Here is a 16,254-nt window from a genome sequence, read left to right on the forward strand (position 1 = left end):
ATTCGCAGCTGCATGCGTTTGTTTTTGCTTATTAACCGGGTAAAACGTGACTTTTCGGGAACAGGCGTGTAGCGTCGCGCGATCTGCAACAACCGCGTGTGCTCCATGAACTCAGAGAGGACTGTTCTGACAGTCTCCATCGCCGTCACTGTCCTTATCTCGGTCTTCAGTATTGTCTTCGGTATCCTGGCGGGCTCCTCGGCGATCATTTTCGACGGCATCTACTCCCTCACCGACGCCAGCATGACCGTCCTGGCTCTCATCGTTGCCAACTTGATCGCCACCACTGCCACCAATCGTTTCGCCGAACGTTTCACCATGGGCTTCTGGCATCTAGAGCCAATGGTGCTCGCCTTGAACGGGATGCTGCTGATCGGCGCTGCGATCTATGCCCTTGTCAATGCCGTTGCCAGCATCCTTGCGGGCGGACGCGAACTCGCCTTCTTTCAAGGGATCATCTACGCGGCGGTGACGCTTATTACGGCCGTCGCCATGGCATTGTTCGGGACGCGCGCCAACAGGACGATCCGATCGGATTTCCTGACGCTCGACATTCGCGCCTGGTGGATGTCAGCAGGCCTGACGGGCGCCCTGCTCATCGCCTTCGTGTTCGGACTTCTCATTCAAGGCACATCTGTGGAATGGCTGTCACCTTATGTTGATCCGGCCGCGCTTGCCTTGATCTGCCTCATCCTCATTCCCCTTCCCCTTGGTACCGTCAAGCAGGCTCTGACCGATATTCTTCTCGTGACGCCGACGGACCTGAAGAAGCAAGTGGATGAGATCGCAGCCCGTATCACGCAGGAATACGGTTTCCTGTCTCATCGTGCCTACGTCGCCAAGGTCGGCCGCGGGCGACAGGTGGAGCTATATTTCATAGTGCCCAAGGCTTGGCCCGCCAAACGTCTTGAGGAATGGGACGCCATCCGCAACCAGATCGGCAAAGCTATCGGCGGAGATACGAACCACCGCTGGCTGACCATCGCCTTCACCACCGACCCCGACCTGGCAGAGTGATCCCGGATGCATTCTGGACGGATACAATTCACGGTCTTGGTCAATTGTCTCAAAGGTGATTTCCTTTTATCAGACTCTTCGACTTTATTTACGCGAGTCACTGCCGGGCGCTGAACCCGGCAGGCCAATTCGGAGGAAAACCATATGCGTATCACCAAGCTGGCGGGTCTGAGCCTCGCCGTATCCATGCTCATGTCGTCGGCAGCGTACGCCGACATCGTGATCGGTGTCGTCGCACCGCTGACCGGCCCGGTCGCCGCCTATGGCGAACAGGTCAAAAACGGCGTCGAAACCGCCGTCGAGGTCATCAACGAAAAGGGGGGCGTCAATGGCGAAAAACTCGTCGTCAAGCTCGCAGACGACAAGGGTGATCCACGCGACGGCGTCAGCGCCGCCAATAATCTTATCGCCGATGGCGTCAAATATGTCGTCGGTCCGGTGACATCGGGCGTTGCCATGGCTGTCTCCGATGTTCTGGCCGAGAACGGCGCCCTGATGGTCACGCCTACCGCCACCGCTCCGGATCTTACGAATCGCGGCCTGGAAAACGTCCTGCGCACCTGTGGCCGCGACGATCAGCAGGCGGAAGTTGCAGCCGCCTACGTGCTTGAGCACATGAAGGACAAGAAAGTTGCCATTCTCGACGACAAGGGCACCTATGGCGCCGGTCTGGCAAATGCCTTCAAGGCAGCACTCAACGAAGGCGGCATGACGGAAGTAAGCCACAACACCCTCAATCCGGGCGAAAAGGACTATTCGGCACTTGTCACACGTCTTAAGGCAGACGGCGCGGAAGTCATCTACTTCGGCGGCTACCACCCCGAAGGCGGGCTGCTGGCACGTCAGCTGAAGGAAGGCGGCGTCAACGCCACGATCATCGGCGGCGAAGGCCTCTCCAATACTGAGTTCTGGGCGATCGGCAACGAGGCTGCGCAGAACAGCCTGTTCACCAATGCCGCAGATGCATCGAAGATCCCGTCTTCTGCCGAAGCCATCAAAGCGCTGGAAACCAAGAACATTCCGGCTGAAGCATTCACGCTCAATGCATATGCTGCTGTCGAAGTGATCAAGGCCGGCATCGAAAAGGCCGGTAGCGCGGATGACGCGACCGCCGTTGCCGCCGCGTTGAAGGACGGCTCGAAAGTGCCGACCGCAATCGGCGAGCTTTCCTATGGCGAGACCGGCGATCTTTCCTCGCCCGCCTTCTCAGTCTTCAAGTGGGAAGACGGCAAAATCGTCGCTGCCCAGTAAGGCAAGTTCAATTACCGAAAGGAAAGCCGGGCAGCACTGCCCGGCTTTTTTTTTCACCATCCGTGGCGCGCATTGGTATTGTCAAGCGCCTGACTCGAAATGGCCAAGGCCACAGTTTTTCTACACGAAGATGTCAATCCGCTCGGAAGATAAATCAAATCTAAGTCTAGAATATTTCCACTCTCATACGCGCGCCAGCTTCGTCCTTTTAATATAAAAATGGAAATGATTTCATCGTAAATTAATACTATAATTTTCTACAATATACTAAAATACACTCTTAAACCATTCCTCCACAAATAAGAATAATAATAACCCGACTATATCGCGACAACGATCAAATAGAAGGGAAATGACGTGAACACATCGGACTCAGACGAAAAGACAATCATCCACCTTCAGGACATAAGGCTCTGGCTACAGGTATGCGCCGGACTGCTGATCATGCTCAATATCCTGGTCATCGTATTCTAAATCGCATTGAAACCGCTCCTGCTATCGGGTCGAAAGTCGTTCCGTCCCTGGATGCGATGGCATGGAGCTTTCAGGCGCAGAGCGCGGGGAGGATACAACCAAGCTTCCCGCGCACCTTCCCTGTTCGGAAAATACCTCGTCGCCGTCTTTATTTTCCCATGAAGGGAACGCAATGCGCGATCCCCTCGTTTGAGAGGCAATCGTTTCATCCCCTCCTGAAACTTTGGAACCCTGGACCTGCACCCGAAGGCGCCTGGGGAATAGAGTATGGCATAGTGACATTTACACACGGGTGAAATTGCCATGTATTCGCCTACATTTCTTCATCAGGCGGTCAAGAGTGACCCCTACCATGTGAGCATGCAAGACATGGAGATTCCAACAATGATAACGCCGGAACTGACGTTTGACGAAGCACTCCAGGACCCCATGATCCACCAGGTCCTCCGCGCGGATCGCGTGAGCGTAGCGGAGTTCTCATCAATCATGGCAAGTGCTGCTCTCCGTGTTAATCGCACCCGCTGGGAGCGTTGCACCAAAACCATTCCGGCGCGGTTTCGCGAAATTGCGTGACAGGCCACACAAGCACAACATCCAGGGACCCGGCCGCCGTATCGCGCCGGGTTTTTTGTCGCCCGGATTCCTGAGCGCGGGTATATGCAGGAGCACTGTCACAGCATCTTGATTGTTTCCCGCCGTTTCATTATGTTCGAGCGATCGATCTTGTAATGAATATGGTTCTTCTGCGGCTTCGGCCATGACGACGTTTCCTTTCACTATCGATTTGCCGGCAGGGGGAGACCTTTGCCAACCTTTCTTGCTACGATTAGGAAAATCGTCATGATCAATGGTACCGTTAAGTGGTTCAACTCGACCAAGGGCTTTGGCTTCATTCAGCCTGAAGACGGCGGCCAGGACGTGTTCGTCCACATTTCGGCTGTAGAACGCGCAGGCCTGAACGGCCTGAACGATGGTCAGAAAATCTCTTACGAACTGGCTACCGACAAGCGTTCGGGCCGTCAGTCCGCTGACAATCTTCGCGTAGCCTAACACTCGCGAAAATGCCAATGAATGGCCGGCTTAGCCGGCCATTTTTATTTAAATTCAAAGAGATAGGCATAAACCGAGATTTCCCCCTCTCTCCGGAACCTCTATCCTGCCCGAGCATTTACAGGTGTCCTCCAACTCCTGATTAGATGGGACAGAAAAAGATGAGGTTATGGCGATGAGCGATAAACCCTTTCCCCAGCCGGTTTCGGTTCGAGTAGGAACCTTGGTCAATCGCATTTCCTCTACGTGGGAGGCACTCGAGCTATTGACTAGTCAGTGGCCCTGCCCGAAATGCGCCCGTTACCGCAAGGCAGTTGCAGCCTGCCATGATACGCTCGACGGGTGGGCATCGATCGACAAGGCACATTGTGCGTTTGTTGAGGCAGCCGAGAGTGCCGGCCTTCTGACGGAGACACCTCCGATTAAGGGAAAGACGCCGCTGGCGATCTAGCCTCAAAACGCTTTCAACGCCTGATTGATTTGATATTATATTGTGTCCCATCTCGCACCCTGCATGGGACATTTTTCTTTTCAGAAGATTTACTTCTTTCATCACGCCGACATTCATCCTCTCTATGAATAGGATCTTCAGCGGCACCCTCGAACTCGTTTCATTACCCTCCCCTAAAGTAGAGTTTTTATATAATTACAATTTTCACGATAAATCACATTCCATAAAGTTGACTTCCTTATTTTAGCCTGCAATATTTGACGCTGTTCAAGCGTCAGGACGTTAAGTATGCCCGTCCAAAATTTTGCAAATGATGTTCTTGCATTCGTTACGGCAAGCTCATCCGTTTCGACGGAAAGAGAACTGAACGAGAAGTTTACCTCGCTACTGCATAAAAACTCCTTTAACTCGTTCATTGTCAGCGACTTGAAGAGATCCGGTGCAGAGATTTCCACCCAAGTCATCCTGAATCAGTGGCCGGAAAGATGGACTGAACGCTATATCGATCAGAACTACTTCCAAGTTGACCCGGTTAGTCAGAATGCACTGGTATCCGAAGTCCCCTTCACATGGAATTCAGTAAAGAATACGCATTTCGGCAATAAAGCGGAGCGAATAAAGCGAACGGCTTTGCAAAAGGAGTCCGAGGCTCTGGGCATGGCGGACGGCATAACTATCCCTTTGCGGGATACCAAATGGGGCAAACGCGTCGTCTCGTTAGCAACCGAAGCTCCGTTGATCAACGAAACCAACACTGTTGCGATGGCATATCTGGCAGCTAGCTACTTCAACCTGGCATTGTCTCGCCTTCAACAAACCGCAGCCAGAACCGCGGCGGATCAAGCCAACAGGCAGATTTCGGGTCGCGAAATGGAAATTTTGACCTGGATAGCGCTCGGCAAAACTTCCTGGGAAACATCCGTGATCCTGGGCATCTCGGAGCGGACAGTCCATGTCCATCTTTCCACCATACGTGGAAAATTGAACGTTTCGACTACAACCCAAGCTGTAGCAATCGCGCTCCTGAACGGCTATATCAACCTCTAGACATAACGGAACAGACGCGCCGGACCGAGAAGCCGCGGTATATTCGCGCGAGAATCAATTCAACGTACTGTTCTTAAAAATCAATATCTAAATCTACGTATTAATAAAAACTTCCTAAAAATTAATATGCGCCCTGAAGCTTTCAGGGGAGCAGCAATGGAAACGCACGTCATAAACAGTGCAAATCAAAGCGAATACATAGAAATTCTGGAAAAATTATTTTCAATACGGCACGATATATATGTTGGGGAGAAAAATTGGCGCGAAGAACGAGCCGATGGCCTTGAAATTGATCAGTACGACACGGATCATGCAACATATCTTGTCAGCATGAATGGTGACGAGATTATCGCGGGCTCCCGCCTTATCCCTTTCACACAGCCAACCATGCTAGGCGAGCACTTCTCCGAGTTTTGCGGCAGGATACCGGTACCGACCGAAGCTTGCATTGCCGAGTGGACGCGGGGTTTCGTCGCCCCCAAATATCGCGAGAAGGGCGTTGGGGCGATCAAGAGCCGATTTTGCGCCGATGTGATGGAATATTGCATAAGGGAAAACATCACCTTCATCGGTGGGATACAGGAGATCTATTGGCGCCGCATGTGGAACGAGCTGAGATGGCAGGTCATCGTGCATGGCAAGATCGACCGCGTCTCGGGAAGGCGCTGCTTTGCAGCGTTCAATAGAGTAAGCCGTAATGCGCGGGACAAAGCGCTTCGATATGCGCGCAAAGCGGCAAAACATCCGGAAAGTCTTCTGGCCCTGGAGGAAGCGAAATCCACGGGGCTGGTTCATATAGGCCCTTATAGGCCCTTTATTCCCGCAACGCCCGCAATGCCAGCCGTCGCTGTTCAGGCAGCATGACCCTTGGGCAGGGGAAGAGCATATGCATCCTCCCCTGCCCGCTCAGCCAGCATCCTCAGACAGTTTGGCTTTTTTCGCCAAAGCGGGTCGGATCGATGGCGGCAGCCATGAGCGTCCTGGTATATTCCATCTGAGGATCATCGAAGATCGCCTCTGTACCTCCTTCCTCAATGATCCGGCCGTTCTTCATCACGATAATATAGTCGGCCATGGCGCGTACGACGGCGAGATCGTGGCTGATAAACAGGTAAGACAAGCCGTGCTCACGCTGGAGGTCGCGCAGAAGATCGACGATTTGTTTCTGCACCGTGCGATCGAGAGCCGAAGTAGGTTCGTCCAGCACCACGACTTCGGGCTTCAGAATAATTGCCCGTGCAATCGCGATTCGCTGGCGCTGGCCGCCCGAGAACTCATGCGGGTAGCGATTGCGCATAATGGGATCAAGGCCAACTTCCTCTAGCGCCGCGATGGCGCGCTGGTCCCGCTGCTTCCGACTGATTCCCGGTTCATGCACGAGGAGCCCCTCAGTGATGATCTGGCCGACCGTCATGCGCGGCGAGAGCGACCCGAAGGGATCCTGAAAGACAAGTTGAAGCTGCCTGCGGTAGCGTTGCATCGCCTTGGCATCGATGTGCGAGATGGCGTTGTTCTGAAAACGTATGTCGCCCGTGCTTGGCTGAAGCCGCAAGAGAGCGCGACCGAGCGTCGACTTGCCGGAACCGGACTCGCCCACGATGCCGATGGTCTGCCCCTTTCGCAGCGCAACACTTATGCCATCGACGGCCTTGAGATAAACCTGCTTACCAAAGAGAACGGATCCTCCAATATTGAAGGTCACGCCAACATCGCGCCCCTCCAGCAAAATCGGCGCATTATCGGCAACCGGGTCTTTCCGGCCCTCGGGTTCGGCGGACAGGAGCATTCTGGTATAATCATGGGAAGGCGCGCTGAAGAGGGCTTCCGTCTCGCCCTGCTCCACCACCTCGCCACGCCGCATCACATAAACGCGATCCGCAAGCCGTCGCACGATGCCAAGATCATGGGTGATGAAGACGATGGCCATACCTAGTTTCTTTTGCAATTCTGCCAGCAGTTCCAGAATCTGTGCCTGAATTGTTACGTCGAGCGCGGTTGTTGGTTCGTCGGCGATCAATATGTCCGGATCATTGGCGAGTGCCATGCCGATCATGACGCGCTGACGCTGGCCGCCCGAAAGCTCATGCGGATAGCTGTCGATACGACGTTCCGGCTCGGGGATGCCGACAAGGCGCAGAAGTTCCAGCACACGCTCGCGTGCAGCCTGCTTTGACAAGCCCTTGTGATGGATCAGCGGCTCCGCCATTTGCCGTCCGATCTTGTAGAGTGGATCGAGAGACGTCATCGGCTCCTGAAAGATCATGGTGATATCATTGCCACGAATCCGGTTCAGGTCCCTTTCGCGCAGGCCTACAATATTCCTGCCTCGATAAAGAGCCTGGCCACGTGTGCGCCCATTGGAGGCGAGCAATCCCATGATGGCCATCATTGTCTGGCTTTTGCCGGAGCCGGATTCACCGACGATCGCAACGGTTTCGCCCGCTTTCACGTCAAGCTCCACCCCTTTGACCGCGTGCACGGCGCCGTCATTGGTCTGAAACTCGACATGCAGGTCCCGGACGGACAGGACGGTCTGCGTTTGATTTTCCATGTCAGCGATCCTTCGGGTCGAGTGCATCGCGCAAACCGTCGCCCAGGAAGTTCAGGGCAAACAAGATAGCGGTGAGCGTGAGCGCCGGATAGACGAGCAGCCAGGTCGCGCCGCGCATGTTGGCTGCCCCCTCGGAAATAAGCAGGCCAAGACTGGTAAGCGGTTCCTGCACACCCAGCCCAAGGAAAGAGAGCAGGCTTTCCAGCAGGATCGCCTTCGGGATCAGCAAAGTCGAGAAGACCACGACCGGCCCGAGCGTGTTCGGAATAACGTGGCGTCGGAGGATGCCGCTTGATGAGACGCCGAGCGCTTGTGCCGCCTGCACATATTCCTGCCGTTTGATGGTCAGTGTCTGGCCCCGCACGATTCTGGCCATGTCGAGCCATTCCGTCGCACCGATGGCGATAAAGATCAGAATGAAACTTCGCCCGAAGAACACGACCAGCAATATGACGAAAAAGATGAACGGTAGCGAATAAAGCACGTCCACAACGCGCATCATCACGTCATCCACCTTGCCGCCAATATAACCGGACGCAGCACCGTAAGTAACGCCCAGCAGAAGCGACATGACCGAGGCGAGCAAACCAATGGCCATTGAAATGCGAATGCCAACCATGATGCGGGCCGCGAGATCGCGCCCATTCGCATCCGTGCCAAAGATAAAGCGAACGCGGTTGACGTCGGCCGCTATTGTTCCGGTGCGACCGTCAGCGGTCAGATCCTCGATGCGGGCATTCGTGAACAGGTCGGATCGTTCGAGATAACGCGTTATGCGCGGATCGATTTCATCCGCGCTCGAAATCGGCGCGCTGATCGATGACGAGCCAACTTCGATTTCACCCACTTCCAGCCCGCGCACGCGGTCCAGCGCGGATGCGAAGGCTGGCTGGATATCGTCGGCCTTCGGATAGGCCTCTATCGACGCTGGCATACGTACATATTGCGGATAGATGCGATCGTAAGGGTGCGGCCAGAGCATCGGGCCGAAAATAGCGATCAGCGCCATGAAGCCAAGCACGATCATGCTGGTAACGGCGGCCTTGTTGCGTCGCAAGCGGATCCAGGCGTCCTGCCAGAGCGAGCGGCCCGAAACGGTTTCGCCAGTGGCGGCAATTTCGACTGCGGGGGTAATCGTCATTTCATGCTCCTCAGTCGTAACGGACGCGCGGGTCGAGCCAGGCATAAACAAGGTCGACGATCAGATTGAACACCACGACGAAGCAGGCGATCACCACGACCGTTCCCATGACGAGGGTGTAGTCACGACCAAGCGCGCCTTGAACGAAATAGCGCCCGATACCCGGGATGCCAAAAATGGTTTCGACCACCACCGACCCGGTGAGCAGGCTTGCCGCTGTCGGTCCGAGATAGGAAACGACCGGCAGCATCGCAGCGCGCAAAGTATGCACAATCAGCACGACGCGGTTCGGAAGACCATAGGCTCGCGCCGTGCGCACATGATTTGAACGAAGCGCCTCGATGGTTGCGCCCCGGGTGAGGCGCGCGATGATAGCGATCTGCGGCAGTGCAAGCGTCGCGACCGGCAAGATGAGATGACGGATTGAACCGCTTTGCCAGCCACCAGCGGGCAGCCATCCCATCATGACGCCGAAGAGCAGACTGAGAATCGGCGCAACGATGAAGGGCGGAATGGTAATGCCGAAGGTTGCAACGCCCACGACCATATAATCGACCCAAGAATTCTGCCGCAGTGCTGCCAACGCACCGAAAAAGGTGCCAAGTACCAGCGCTATCAGGATCGACAGACCGCCGATCATGATCGAAACAGGCAGACCGACGCGGAAGAGATCAGCAACGGAGAAGTCACGTCGCGTGAAGCTTGGGCCCAGGTCGCCATGGGCGAGATTGCTGAGATAAAGCAGATATTGCTGCCAGACCGGCTTGTCGAGATTATAAACGCGCTCAAGATTTTGCATGATCAGCGGATCGAGCGGACGCTCCAGATCGAAGGGACCGCCAGGCGCCAGCCGAATCATGAAGAACGAAATCGTCACGATGACGAACAGGGTCGGGATGGCTCCCGCCAACCGACGCAACACATAGAAAAACACCGCGCTACTCCTGGATTCGGTGATGCCCAGCCGTATGGAAGAGCAATCCGGCGGAGCGGCAGGCTCCACCGGAACACGTCTCAGAGATTATTCAGCGATCGAGATATAGCGCGCGCGGTGCGCGTTCTGGAGATTGTCTTCCCAGCCGGAAACCTTGTTTGAAACCAGCGATCCCGATGCATAGTAGAGGACCGGGATAGCCGGTTCTTCGTCCAGCAGGATAGTCTCGGCCTGCGCCAGGATCTTGCTGCGCGCAGCGAGATCCGTTTCCTTCGCGGCTTCGGCCATCAGCTTGTCATATTCGGCGTTCGACCACCGAGGATAGTTGAAGCCGAGATTATCCGTTTCGAACAGGAACAGGAAGTTCTGCGGATCGGAATAATCGCCGATCCAGCCAGCGCGGCTGATGTCGAACGCGCCGTCATTCTTCATATAGTTGAAATAGCCCGTGCCTTCCATTTCAACATAAGTGGCGTTGACGCCGATGTTCTTGAACATGTCGCCCACGGCGGTCATCGTGTTCTTGTGATTTTCAGATGTGTTATAGCGCAGCTCGACAGTGAGCTCGCCTTCCTTGATGCCGGCTTCCTCAAGCAGTCTCTTTGCTTCATCCTCACGATCCAGAAGATCGTCCTCCTTGAATTCCAGGAAGACAGGATCATTGTAATTGTCGATGCCGGGGGGAACCATAGAATAGCCGGGCAGCATGGTATCACGCCAGATATCCTTGGCGAGGAAGTCGCGATCGATGACCAGCGACAGCGCCCGACGGACGCGCTTGTCCTTGAGCGGTGAGCCTTCCTTACCCTTCACCGGCAGATAATATGTGCCCAGATAAGGCGCGATGCGCACTTGATCCCCAAGGTTCTGCTTCATGTAATCCATTTGCTCGGCAGCCAGGTCCGAACATGTATGGATTTCCCCGGCTTCGAAGCGCCGCAGGCAGGCAGCCCGATCTTCGAAGGGGATGATGTTGACGGTCTCGAGCTTTACCTCGTCAGCCGCATGATAATGCGGGTTCTTCTTGAGAACGATCTTGTCGTTTGGAACGAAGGATTCCAGCATGAACGCGCCGTTCGAAACAAGATTTCCCGGACGAGAGAAGGCCTCACCATGCTCTTCGACCGATTTCTTGTTCACGGGAAGCCCTGTCTGATGCGTTAGCAGACCAAGAAAATACGGCGTCGGCTCGTTCAGGGTAATTTCCAGCGTGCGCTCGTCAATGGCTTTCACGCCAAGCTCGGCCTTATCGACCTCGCCCTTGTTCAGCTTCTCGGCGTTCTTGATGATATAGTGCATATTGGCATAAGGCGCAGCCGTTGCCGGATCCTGAATACGCTGGAAGGTAAAGACGAAATCTTCGGCCGTGACCGGCTCTCCGTTCGACCACTTGCCGTCTTCGCGCAATTTGAAGGTATAGACGAGACCGTCCTCGGAAATTTCCCAGCTTTCGGCTGCACCCGGCACGATCTCGGCCTTCGGGCCAAAGGCTACGAGACCTTCCTGCAGGTCACGCATAATATGCCCCTCGGCCACCGTCGAGGTCTTCTGATGATCGAGCGTCGTTGGATCGGTGTCGTTGCCTCGGTTGTAGGTTTGAGCCTGAGCAACGGAAGCAAATACGCCTCCTGCCATCGTCAGGCTCGTCGCGAGCATTGCACCTTTAAGGAATGTCTTTAGCATTTTGCCGTCTCCCATTGGCTTATATTGTGAGGCCGATTATGGGCACAGAATCCGGGATGACAATCGCCTTTCACGTAAACGAAAATGCAGGTCGCGATTTCCACTATACTGGAGATGTGCGAGCGAAATTTTCGGTCGCCATAAAGCCGCCACCTTTTGTTAAAGTTCTTTTTAAATCGACAAAACAAGGTTTTGCTGTGGATGGCGGGGAAACTGATTCACAAAAAAAATCGACGTGGCGATCTTTGCAGCCGCCACGCCAGGGTTCTTCATCCGGATAATTTGGTCATCAAGTGATAACGGAAGGCGCATCGCGTCCGGTGTGTCGCGCTATACCGGCGATTTCTTCTGCTGCATGAACCAGCTTGACAAGCGCCGCCTGCGTCTCCTGACGATGATTTCCTCCCGCAGGCTCGTAGCGCTCCAGATAAACGCGCAAAGTCGCGCCGCTTGTACCGGTACCGGACAAGCGAAAGACGATGCGCGACCCGCTTTCGAACAAGACACGAATGCCCTGATTTTCGCTGACCGAGCCGTCAATCGGGTCGTGGTAGGCGAAGTCGTCAGCATCCGAGACCATTTCGCCTTCAATCGCCTGCCCCTTCAATGTACTCAGCTTCGCACGGAGTTCGGTCATCAAGGCGTCGGCGCGCGCCTGCTCCACTTCCTCGTAATCATAGCGCGCATAATAGTTGCGTCCGAACTCAGCCCAGTGCGCATTGACAATGTCGGCAACGCTTTCCTTGCGCACAGCCAGGATATTCAGCCAGAGCAGAATGGCCCACAGGCCATCCTTTTCCCGCACGTGATCCGAACCGGTTCCAGCACTTTCCTCACCGCAGATGGTGACCTTGCCAGCGTCAAGCAGATTGCCGAAGAATTTCCAGCCTGTGGGCGTTTCATACATGCCAATGCCGCGCTTTTCGGCCACACGGTCAGCCGCGCGGCTGGTCGGCATGGACCGCGCGATCCCGGCAATGCCGTTCTTATATGCGGGAGCAAGATGTGCATTGGCCGCCAGAATGGCAAGGCTGTCGGATGGATTAACGAAAATACCGCGCCCCAGAATGAGATTGCGATCACCATCACCATCGGAAGCGGCGCCGAAGTCCGGCGCGCCGGATCCCATCAGCTCTTCGTACAGTTTCTTCGCGTGCACGATGTTGGGATCGGGATGATGACCGCCAAAATCTTCGAGCGGCTTCGAATTGAGAACGGTACCCGCAGGCGCACCAAGACGTTTCTCGAAAATCTCGAGCGCATAAGGTCCGGTGACAGCACTCATCGCATCGAAGCGCATGCGGAATCCTGAGCCAAGCAGGTCACGTATCGCGGAAAAATCGAAAAGCTCTTCCATCAATTGCGCATAATCACTCACAGGATCAACGATCTCGACAGTCATTCCGGCCAGATCGAACGTACCTAGGATAGCGAGGGATGGCACATCGGCGTCGAGCGTCTTGTACTCTGCGATTTCCCTGGAGCGAGCGTAGACCGCATTGGTCAATTTTTCGGGGGCAGGACCACCGTTGCCGACATTGAACTTGATGCCGAAATCGTAATTGGGGCCGCCGGGATTATGGCTGGCAGAGAGAACGATGCCACCATCGACTTTGCGCTTGCGGATAAGGTTCGATGCCGCCGGCGTCGAGAGAATTCCACCCTGGCCAACTATGACCTTCGCGACACCATTCGCAGCGGCCATTTTCAAAACGGTCGCGATCGCCTGCCGATTATAATAACGCCCATCACCGCCAAGGATAAAGGTTTTTCCCGCTGCCCCCCCCTCCAGACTGTCGAGCAGCGACTGGACGAAATTCTCCAGATAGTTCGGTTGCTCGAAGATCTTTACCTTCTTGCGGAGCCCGGAAGTGCCGGGTTTCTGGTCGTTGAAAGGCGTCGTGAAAACGGTCTTGATCATTGTAATCCGGTCAAAAATGGAAGGGCGCTTGCCTTCAGGTGGGAACGCGAATCGAAATTGAAACGCAGATTCGCTATTCGTTTCTAACGCATTGTTTGTCTGTCGGTTTCATGTCGAGGGCGAGACGCTGCACACGCATTCCGTTCACTTCCTGTATCATACACGCCCAGACGGGTGATAACAAAGCACAGAAAAACTCATTTTTACTATTTATAACAGCCACTTGTTCATTTTCTTCGGCGCTCCGATTCAAATAGCTGCGACAACTGGTACAGTATTCGGGGGCTGGCGACGCTTTCAGGACCAGATGGCACCTGCTATTGAGCGCCCAGCAATATCTCGATTTTAAAACAGGCGACATATCATGCAGTTTATCGACCTAGGAGCCCAGCGCGAACGTCTCGGCGACCGCATCAATTCCGCAATCATGCGCGTGGTCAACAGCGGTAAATATATTCTCGGCCCGGAAGTCAGCGAACTGGAAGGCGCATTGGCAGAATATGTTGGCGTCAAGCATGTCGTCGCCTGCGCGAATGGTACGGACGCGCTTCTGATACCGTTGCTTGCCCGTGGCATTGGCCCAGGCGATGCGGTGTTCGTTCCGAGCTTTACCTTTGCGGCCACCGCGGAAGTGGTTGCACTCGCAAAGGCCGCCCCGGTTTTTGTCGATGTCGATCCGGACACCTACAATCTTGACCCCGCCAGTCTTGAAGCCGCAATCGCCATGATCAAGCAGGAGGGCAAGCTGAAGCCTCGTGCGATCATTCCGGTCGACCTGTTCGGTGAGCCAGCCGATTACGAGGCCATTCTGGCAATTGCCAAACGCGAGAACCTGATGGTGATCGAAGATGCTGCACAGGCGATCGGCGGCGGTGCTGACCAGATGTGCGGTGCTTATGGCGATGTTGCGGGTACAAGTTTCTACCCGGCCAAACCTCTTGGGTGTTATGGCGATGGCGGCGCAATGTTCACCAATGACGGAGAACTGGCCGATCTGCTGCGCTCCTATGCCTTCCATGGCAAAGGCGAGACGCAATATGACAATGTTCACGTCGGGCTGAATTCACGTCTGGACACCGTTCAGGCAGCCATCCTGCTCGAAAAGCTCGCCATTCTTGAAGACGAGATGGAGGCTCGCCGCAAGGTCGCGCAACGCTATTTCGACGGCTTCGGTACGATGTTGAAAGCCGCATCCAATCGAACAGGGACGCGGTCGGCATGGGCGCAGTATGCGATTGAAACATCCCACCGCGACGCGCTACGCGCTCATTTGACCGAAAACGGCATCCCCTCGGTGATCTATTATGTGAAGCCGTTGCACGTCCAGAAGGCCTATGAGCACTTTCCACGCACACCGACCGGTCTCGCCGTCTCGGAAACGCTACCCAAGCAGATTCTCTGCCTGCCTATGCATCCCTATCTCTCCAGCGGCGATCAGGACCGTATCATCGACACGGTCCTGACCTTCATCAAGCGTCAGGGCAAGTAATCATTCTATTTCGGCGAGGGTCAGGGAACTCTCGCCGACCAGCATAGTGTCTGCGGCGCGGCGATTGAGATAGACCGGGCCGCCATCAGAACTCGCGATGGCAATCTCATAGACGAAGGTGCCCTCACCTGGTTGATCCTCGCACTGGATAAGTGCCGGCGCGATGTGCCACGTCGATGCTGGCGCACTTCCTGTTTGCGGATAGTAGCTCGCATCCGCCAGTTGGGGCCATATACGGACTCCGTTCCGCAATATCCCGACCTTCGGCACCGTCAGCGCAAAATCCGCTCCCAGGCACAATGATGCGAGCAAGCGGATCCTGGCACTCCCCGAAGAGGTCGTGACGGTGCAGGAAAGCCCTGTCCGCGTCAGGACAGTAGATCCTGTCGACACTGCATCCGTCAGTGCGGCATAAAGGTTGTGCGTGAGGATACCAGGCGCACGCACTCCACCTGGGAAGATCGCCTGCCCGCTCGCACCGTCGATGCGCATGGCATCCCGCCAGGTCTCGCCGTCGGCGCTTACCTTGACGTTAAAATCATCGTTACCCGCCAGGCCCATTTCAGCACGGCCCGACCAGTTCGTCTGAAAAACCATTGTGGCTGTGTCGCTGGATACGTTCTTGTTCATCGTCAGCCGGTGCGATCCGCCTTCATGATTGAAAAGACTCGCCTGCGCATTGATGCTGAAGCGGTTATAGCTATCGGCCTCGGCATTGATCCCGATGCCATCCTGACGGATGAAGCCCCCCGGAAGCTTCGTCCTCACCGCCTCCCAACCGTCTGCATGCTTCACGAACACGCTCTCTTCATCCGCAACATAGGCGAGCGCGCCAACCGGCAGAATCAGAAAATCCCAACCATTACCGCGCCAGACAGCAAGTTTCTGCGCTTGGCCCTCCCATGCTCCGGTCGGATCGGGTGCAATGATATATCGATCGCCTAAAGCTGGCGCCGCTGGCGGAGCAACCGCCGTTCGGCTCAGAACCGAGAGTTGAACAAGGGCGTCGAGCATGTCGAGCGCTTCGTTGTGTGTGACGTGTTTCTGAGCCTGCGAGGGCATGATGAGAGGAAGCGAGAGAATTGACGAGCGGTCCATGCATTTTCTCCAGATTGCGATGGCCGCAATTCTCCCACCGGACACAAGAAGGTGGATAACATCGCCTTGTCCTCGCGCCCCGCTTGAAGCACAAATGTGAAAAAATGCGGCCCTGCAAGCCTTTAGCGATGTTCTTCAATGCGCTCG

General features: G+C 55.2%; 14 protein-coding genes. 8 read left to right on the forward strand and 6 right to left on the reverse strand.

Annotated elements, in window-relative coordinates:
• The first annotated feature begins 105 nt into the window (after positions 1–105).
• From IE151_RS07890 to IE151_RS07915, 6 genes are all read left to right on the forward strand, one after another.
• Positions 106–1,017: a cation diffusion facilitator family transporter gene (locus IE151_RS07890; protein WP_189489439.1), complete on the forward strand. Its 912-nt coding sequence runs from the start codon at positions 106–108 to the stop codon at positions 1,015–1,017.
• Positions 1,018–1,161: 144 nt separating this feature from the next.
• Positions 1,162–2,268, forward strand: a complete 1,107-nt coding sequence (locus IE151_RS07895) for a branched-chain amino acid ABC transporter substrate-binding protein (RefSeq protein ID WP_189489440.1) — start codon at positions 1,162–1,164, stop codon at positions 2,266–2,268.
• A 1,314-nt stretch (positions 2,269–3,582) separates the two neighbouring features.
• On the forward strand, positions 3,583–3,792 hold the full coding sequence (locus IE151_RS07900; RefSeq protein ID WP_189489441.1) for a cold-shock protein: 210 nt from the start codon (positions 3,583–3,585) through the stop codon (positions 3,790–3,792).
• Positions 3,793–3,967: 175 nt separating this feature from the next.
• Positions 3,968–4,243: a DUF982 domain-containing protein gene (locus IE151_RS07905; protein WP_189489442.1), complete on the forward strand. Its 276-nt coding sequence runs from the start codon at positions 3,968–3,970 to the stop codon at positions 4,241–4,243.
• A 288-nt stretch (positions 4,244–4,531) separates the two neighbouring features.
• Positions 4,532–5,290: a LuxR family transcriptional regulator gene (locus tag IE151_RS07910; protein WP_189489443.1), complete on the forward strand. Its 759-nt coding sequence runs from the start codon at positions 4,532–4,534 to the stop codon at positions 5,288–5,290.
• Between the two features lie 156 nt (positions 5,291–5,446).
• Positions 5,447–6,154 carry an acyl-homoserine-lactone synthase gene (locus IE151_RS07915; RefSeq protein ID WP_189489444.1) on the forward strand — a complete coding sequence of 236 codons (708 nt, stop codon included), beginning with the start codon at positions 5,447–5,449 and terminating at the stop codon, positions 6,152–6,154.
• A 55-nt stretch (positions 6,155–6,209) separates the two neighbouring features.
• On the opposite strand, the gene IE151_RS07920 is transcribed toward IE151_RS07915, so the two are convergent.
• The 4 genes from IE151_RS07920 to IE151_RS07935 all read right to left on the reverse strand — a co-directional run bounded on the left by IE151_RS07920 (position 6,210) and on the right by IE151_RS07935 (position 11,599).
• Positions 6,210–7,841, reverse strand: coding sequence for an ABC transporter ATP-binding protein (locus IE151_RS07920; protein WP_189489445.1), 1,632 nt, complete (start codon positions 7,839–7,841; stop codon positions 6,210–6,212).
• A 1-nt stretch (position 7,842) separates the two neighbouring features.
• Entirely contained in the window at positions 7,843–8,982 is a 1,140-nt protein-coding gene (locus IE151_RS07925; RefSeq protein ID WP_189489446.1) for an ABC transporter permease, read from the reverse strand.
• A 10-nt stretch (positions 8,983–8,992) separates the two neighbouring features.
• Entirely contained in the window at positions 8,993–9,916 is a 924-nt protein-coding gene (locus tag IE151_RS07930; RefSeq protein ID WP_189489447.1) for an ABC transporter permease subunit, read from the reverse strand.
• An 87-nt stretch (positions 9,917–10,003) separates the two neighbouring features.
• Positions 10,004–11,599 carry a peptide ABC transporter substrate-binding protein gene (locus tag IE151_RS07935; protein ID WP_189489448.1) on the reverse strand — a complete coding sequence of 532 codons (1,596 nt, stop codon included), beginning with the start codon at positions 11,597–11,599 and terminating at the stop codon, positions 10,004–10,006.
• Between the two features lie 38 nt (positions 11,600–11,637).
• Here IE151_RS07935 and IE151_RS07940 point away from each other — a divergent pair, with 38 nt between their 5' ends.
• Positions 11,638–11,880 (forward strand): hypothetical protein, encoded by a 243-nt coding sequence (locus IE151_RS07940; protein ID WP_189489449.1) that lies wholly within the window; start codon positions 11,638–11,640, stop codon positions 11,878–11,880.
• 8 nt (positions 11,881–11,888) lie between these two features.
• Here the strand turns inward: IE151_RS07940 and IE151_RS07945 are convergent, their stop codons facing one another.
• Positions 11,889–13,520 carry an alpha-D-glucose phosphate-specific phosphoglucomutase gene (locus IE151_RS07945; RefSeq protein ID WP_189489450.1) on the reverse strand — a complete coding sequence of 544 codons (1,632 nt, stop codon included), beginning with the start codon at positions 13,518–13,520 and terminating at the stop codon, positions 11,889–11,891.
• Between the two features lie 364 nt (positions 13,521–13,884).
• Here IE151_RS07945 and IE151_RS07950 point away from each other — a divergent pair, with 364 nt between their 5' ends.
• Entirely contained in the window at positions 13,885–15,009 is a 1,125-nt protein-coding gene (locus IE151_RS07950) for a DegT/DnrJ/EryC1/StrS family aminotransferase (RefSeq protein WP_189489451.1), read from the forward strand.
• Here the strand turns inward: IE151_RS07950 and IE151_RS07955 are convergent, their stop codons facing one another.
• The gene (locus IE151_RS07955) at positions 15,010–16,107 is read right to left on the reverse strand and encodes a DUF2793 domain-containing protein (protein ID WP_189489452.1); all 1,098 of its coding nucleotides are present in this window, start codon (positions 16,105–16,107) and stop codon (positions 15,010–15,012) included.
• Positions 16,108–16,254 lie beyond the last annotated feature (147 nt).

Origin of the sequence: Limoniibacter endophyticus (assembly GCF_014652835.1) — a bacterium.
GTDB lineage: Bacteria > Pseudomonadota > Alphaproteobacteria > Rhizobiales > Rhizobiaceae > Limoniibacter > Limoniibacter endophyticus.

Excerpts from the sequence above, each read along its gene's own strand:
- IE151_RS07925 (WP_189489446.1), bottom strand. The coding sequence starts at position 8,982 with ATGACGATTACCCCCGCAGTCGAAATTGCCGCCACTGGCGAAACCGTT.
- IE151_RS07945 (WP_189489450.1), bottom strand. The coding sequence starts at position 13,520 with ATGATCAAGACCGTTTTCACGACGCCTTTCAACGACCAGAAACCCGGC.
- IE151_RS07920 (WP_189489445.1), bottom strand. The coding sequence starts at position 7,841 with ATGGAAAATCAAACGCAGACCGTCCTGTCCGTCCGGGACCTGCATGTC.
- IE151_RS07935 (WP_189489448.1), bottom strand. The coding sequence starts at position 11,599 with ATGCTAAAGACATTCCTTAAAGGTGCAATGCTCGCGACGAGCCTGACG.
- IE151_RS07950 (WP_189489451.1), top strand. The coding sequence starts at position 13,885 with ATGCAGTTTATCGACCTAGGAGCCCAGCGCGAACGTCTCGGCGACCGC.
- IE151_RS07890 (WP_189489439.1), top strand. The coding sequence starts at position 106 with ATGAACTCAGAGAGGACTGTTCTGACAGTCTCCATCGCCGTCACTGTC.
- IE151_RS07915 (WP_189489444.1), top strand. The coding sequence starts at position 5,447 with ATGGAAACGCACGTCATAAACAGTGCAAATCAAAGCGAATACATAGAA.
- IE151_RS07900 (WP_189489441.1), top strand. The coding sequence starts at position 3,583 with ATGATCAATGGTACCGTTAAGTGGTTCAACTCGACCAAGGGCTTTGGC.
- IE151_RS07955 (WP_189489452.1), bottom strand. The coding sequence starts at position 16,107 with ATGGACCGCTCGTCAATTCTCTCGCTTCCTCTCATCATGCCCTCGCAG.
- IE151_RS07910 (WP_189489443.1), top strand. The coding sequence starts at position 4,532 with ATGCCCGTCCAAAATTTTGCAAATGATGTTCTTGCATTCGTTACGGCA.
- IE151_RS07895 (WP_189489440.1), top strand. The coding sequence starts at position 1,162 with ATGCGTATCACCAAGCTGGCGGGTCTGAGCCTCGCCGTATCCATGCTC.
- IE151_RS07905 (WP_189489442.1), top strand. The coding sequence starts at position 3,968 with ATGAGCGATAAACCCTTTCCCCAGCCGGTTTCGGTTCGAGTAGGAACC.
- IE151_RS07940 (WP_189489449.1), top strand. The coding sequence starts at position 11,638 with ATGGGCACAGAATCCGGGATGACAATCGCCTTTCACGTAAACGAAAAT.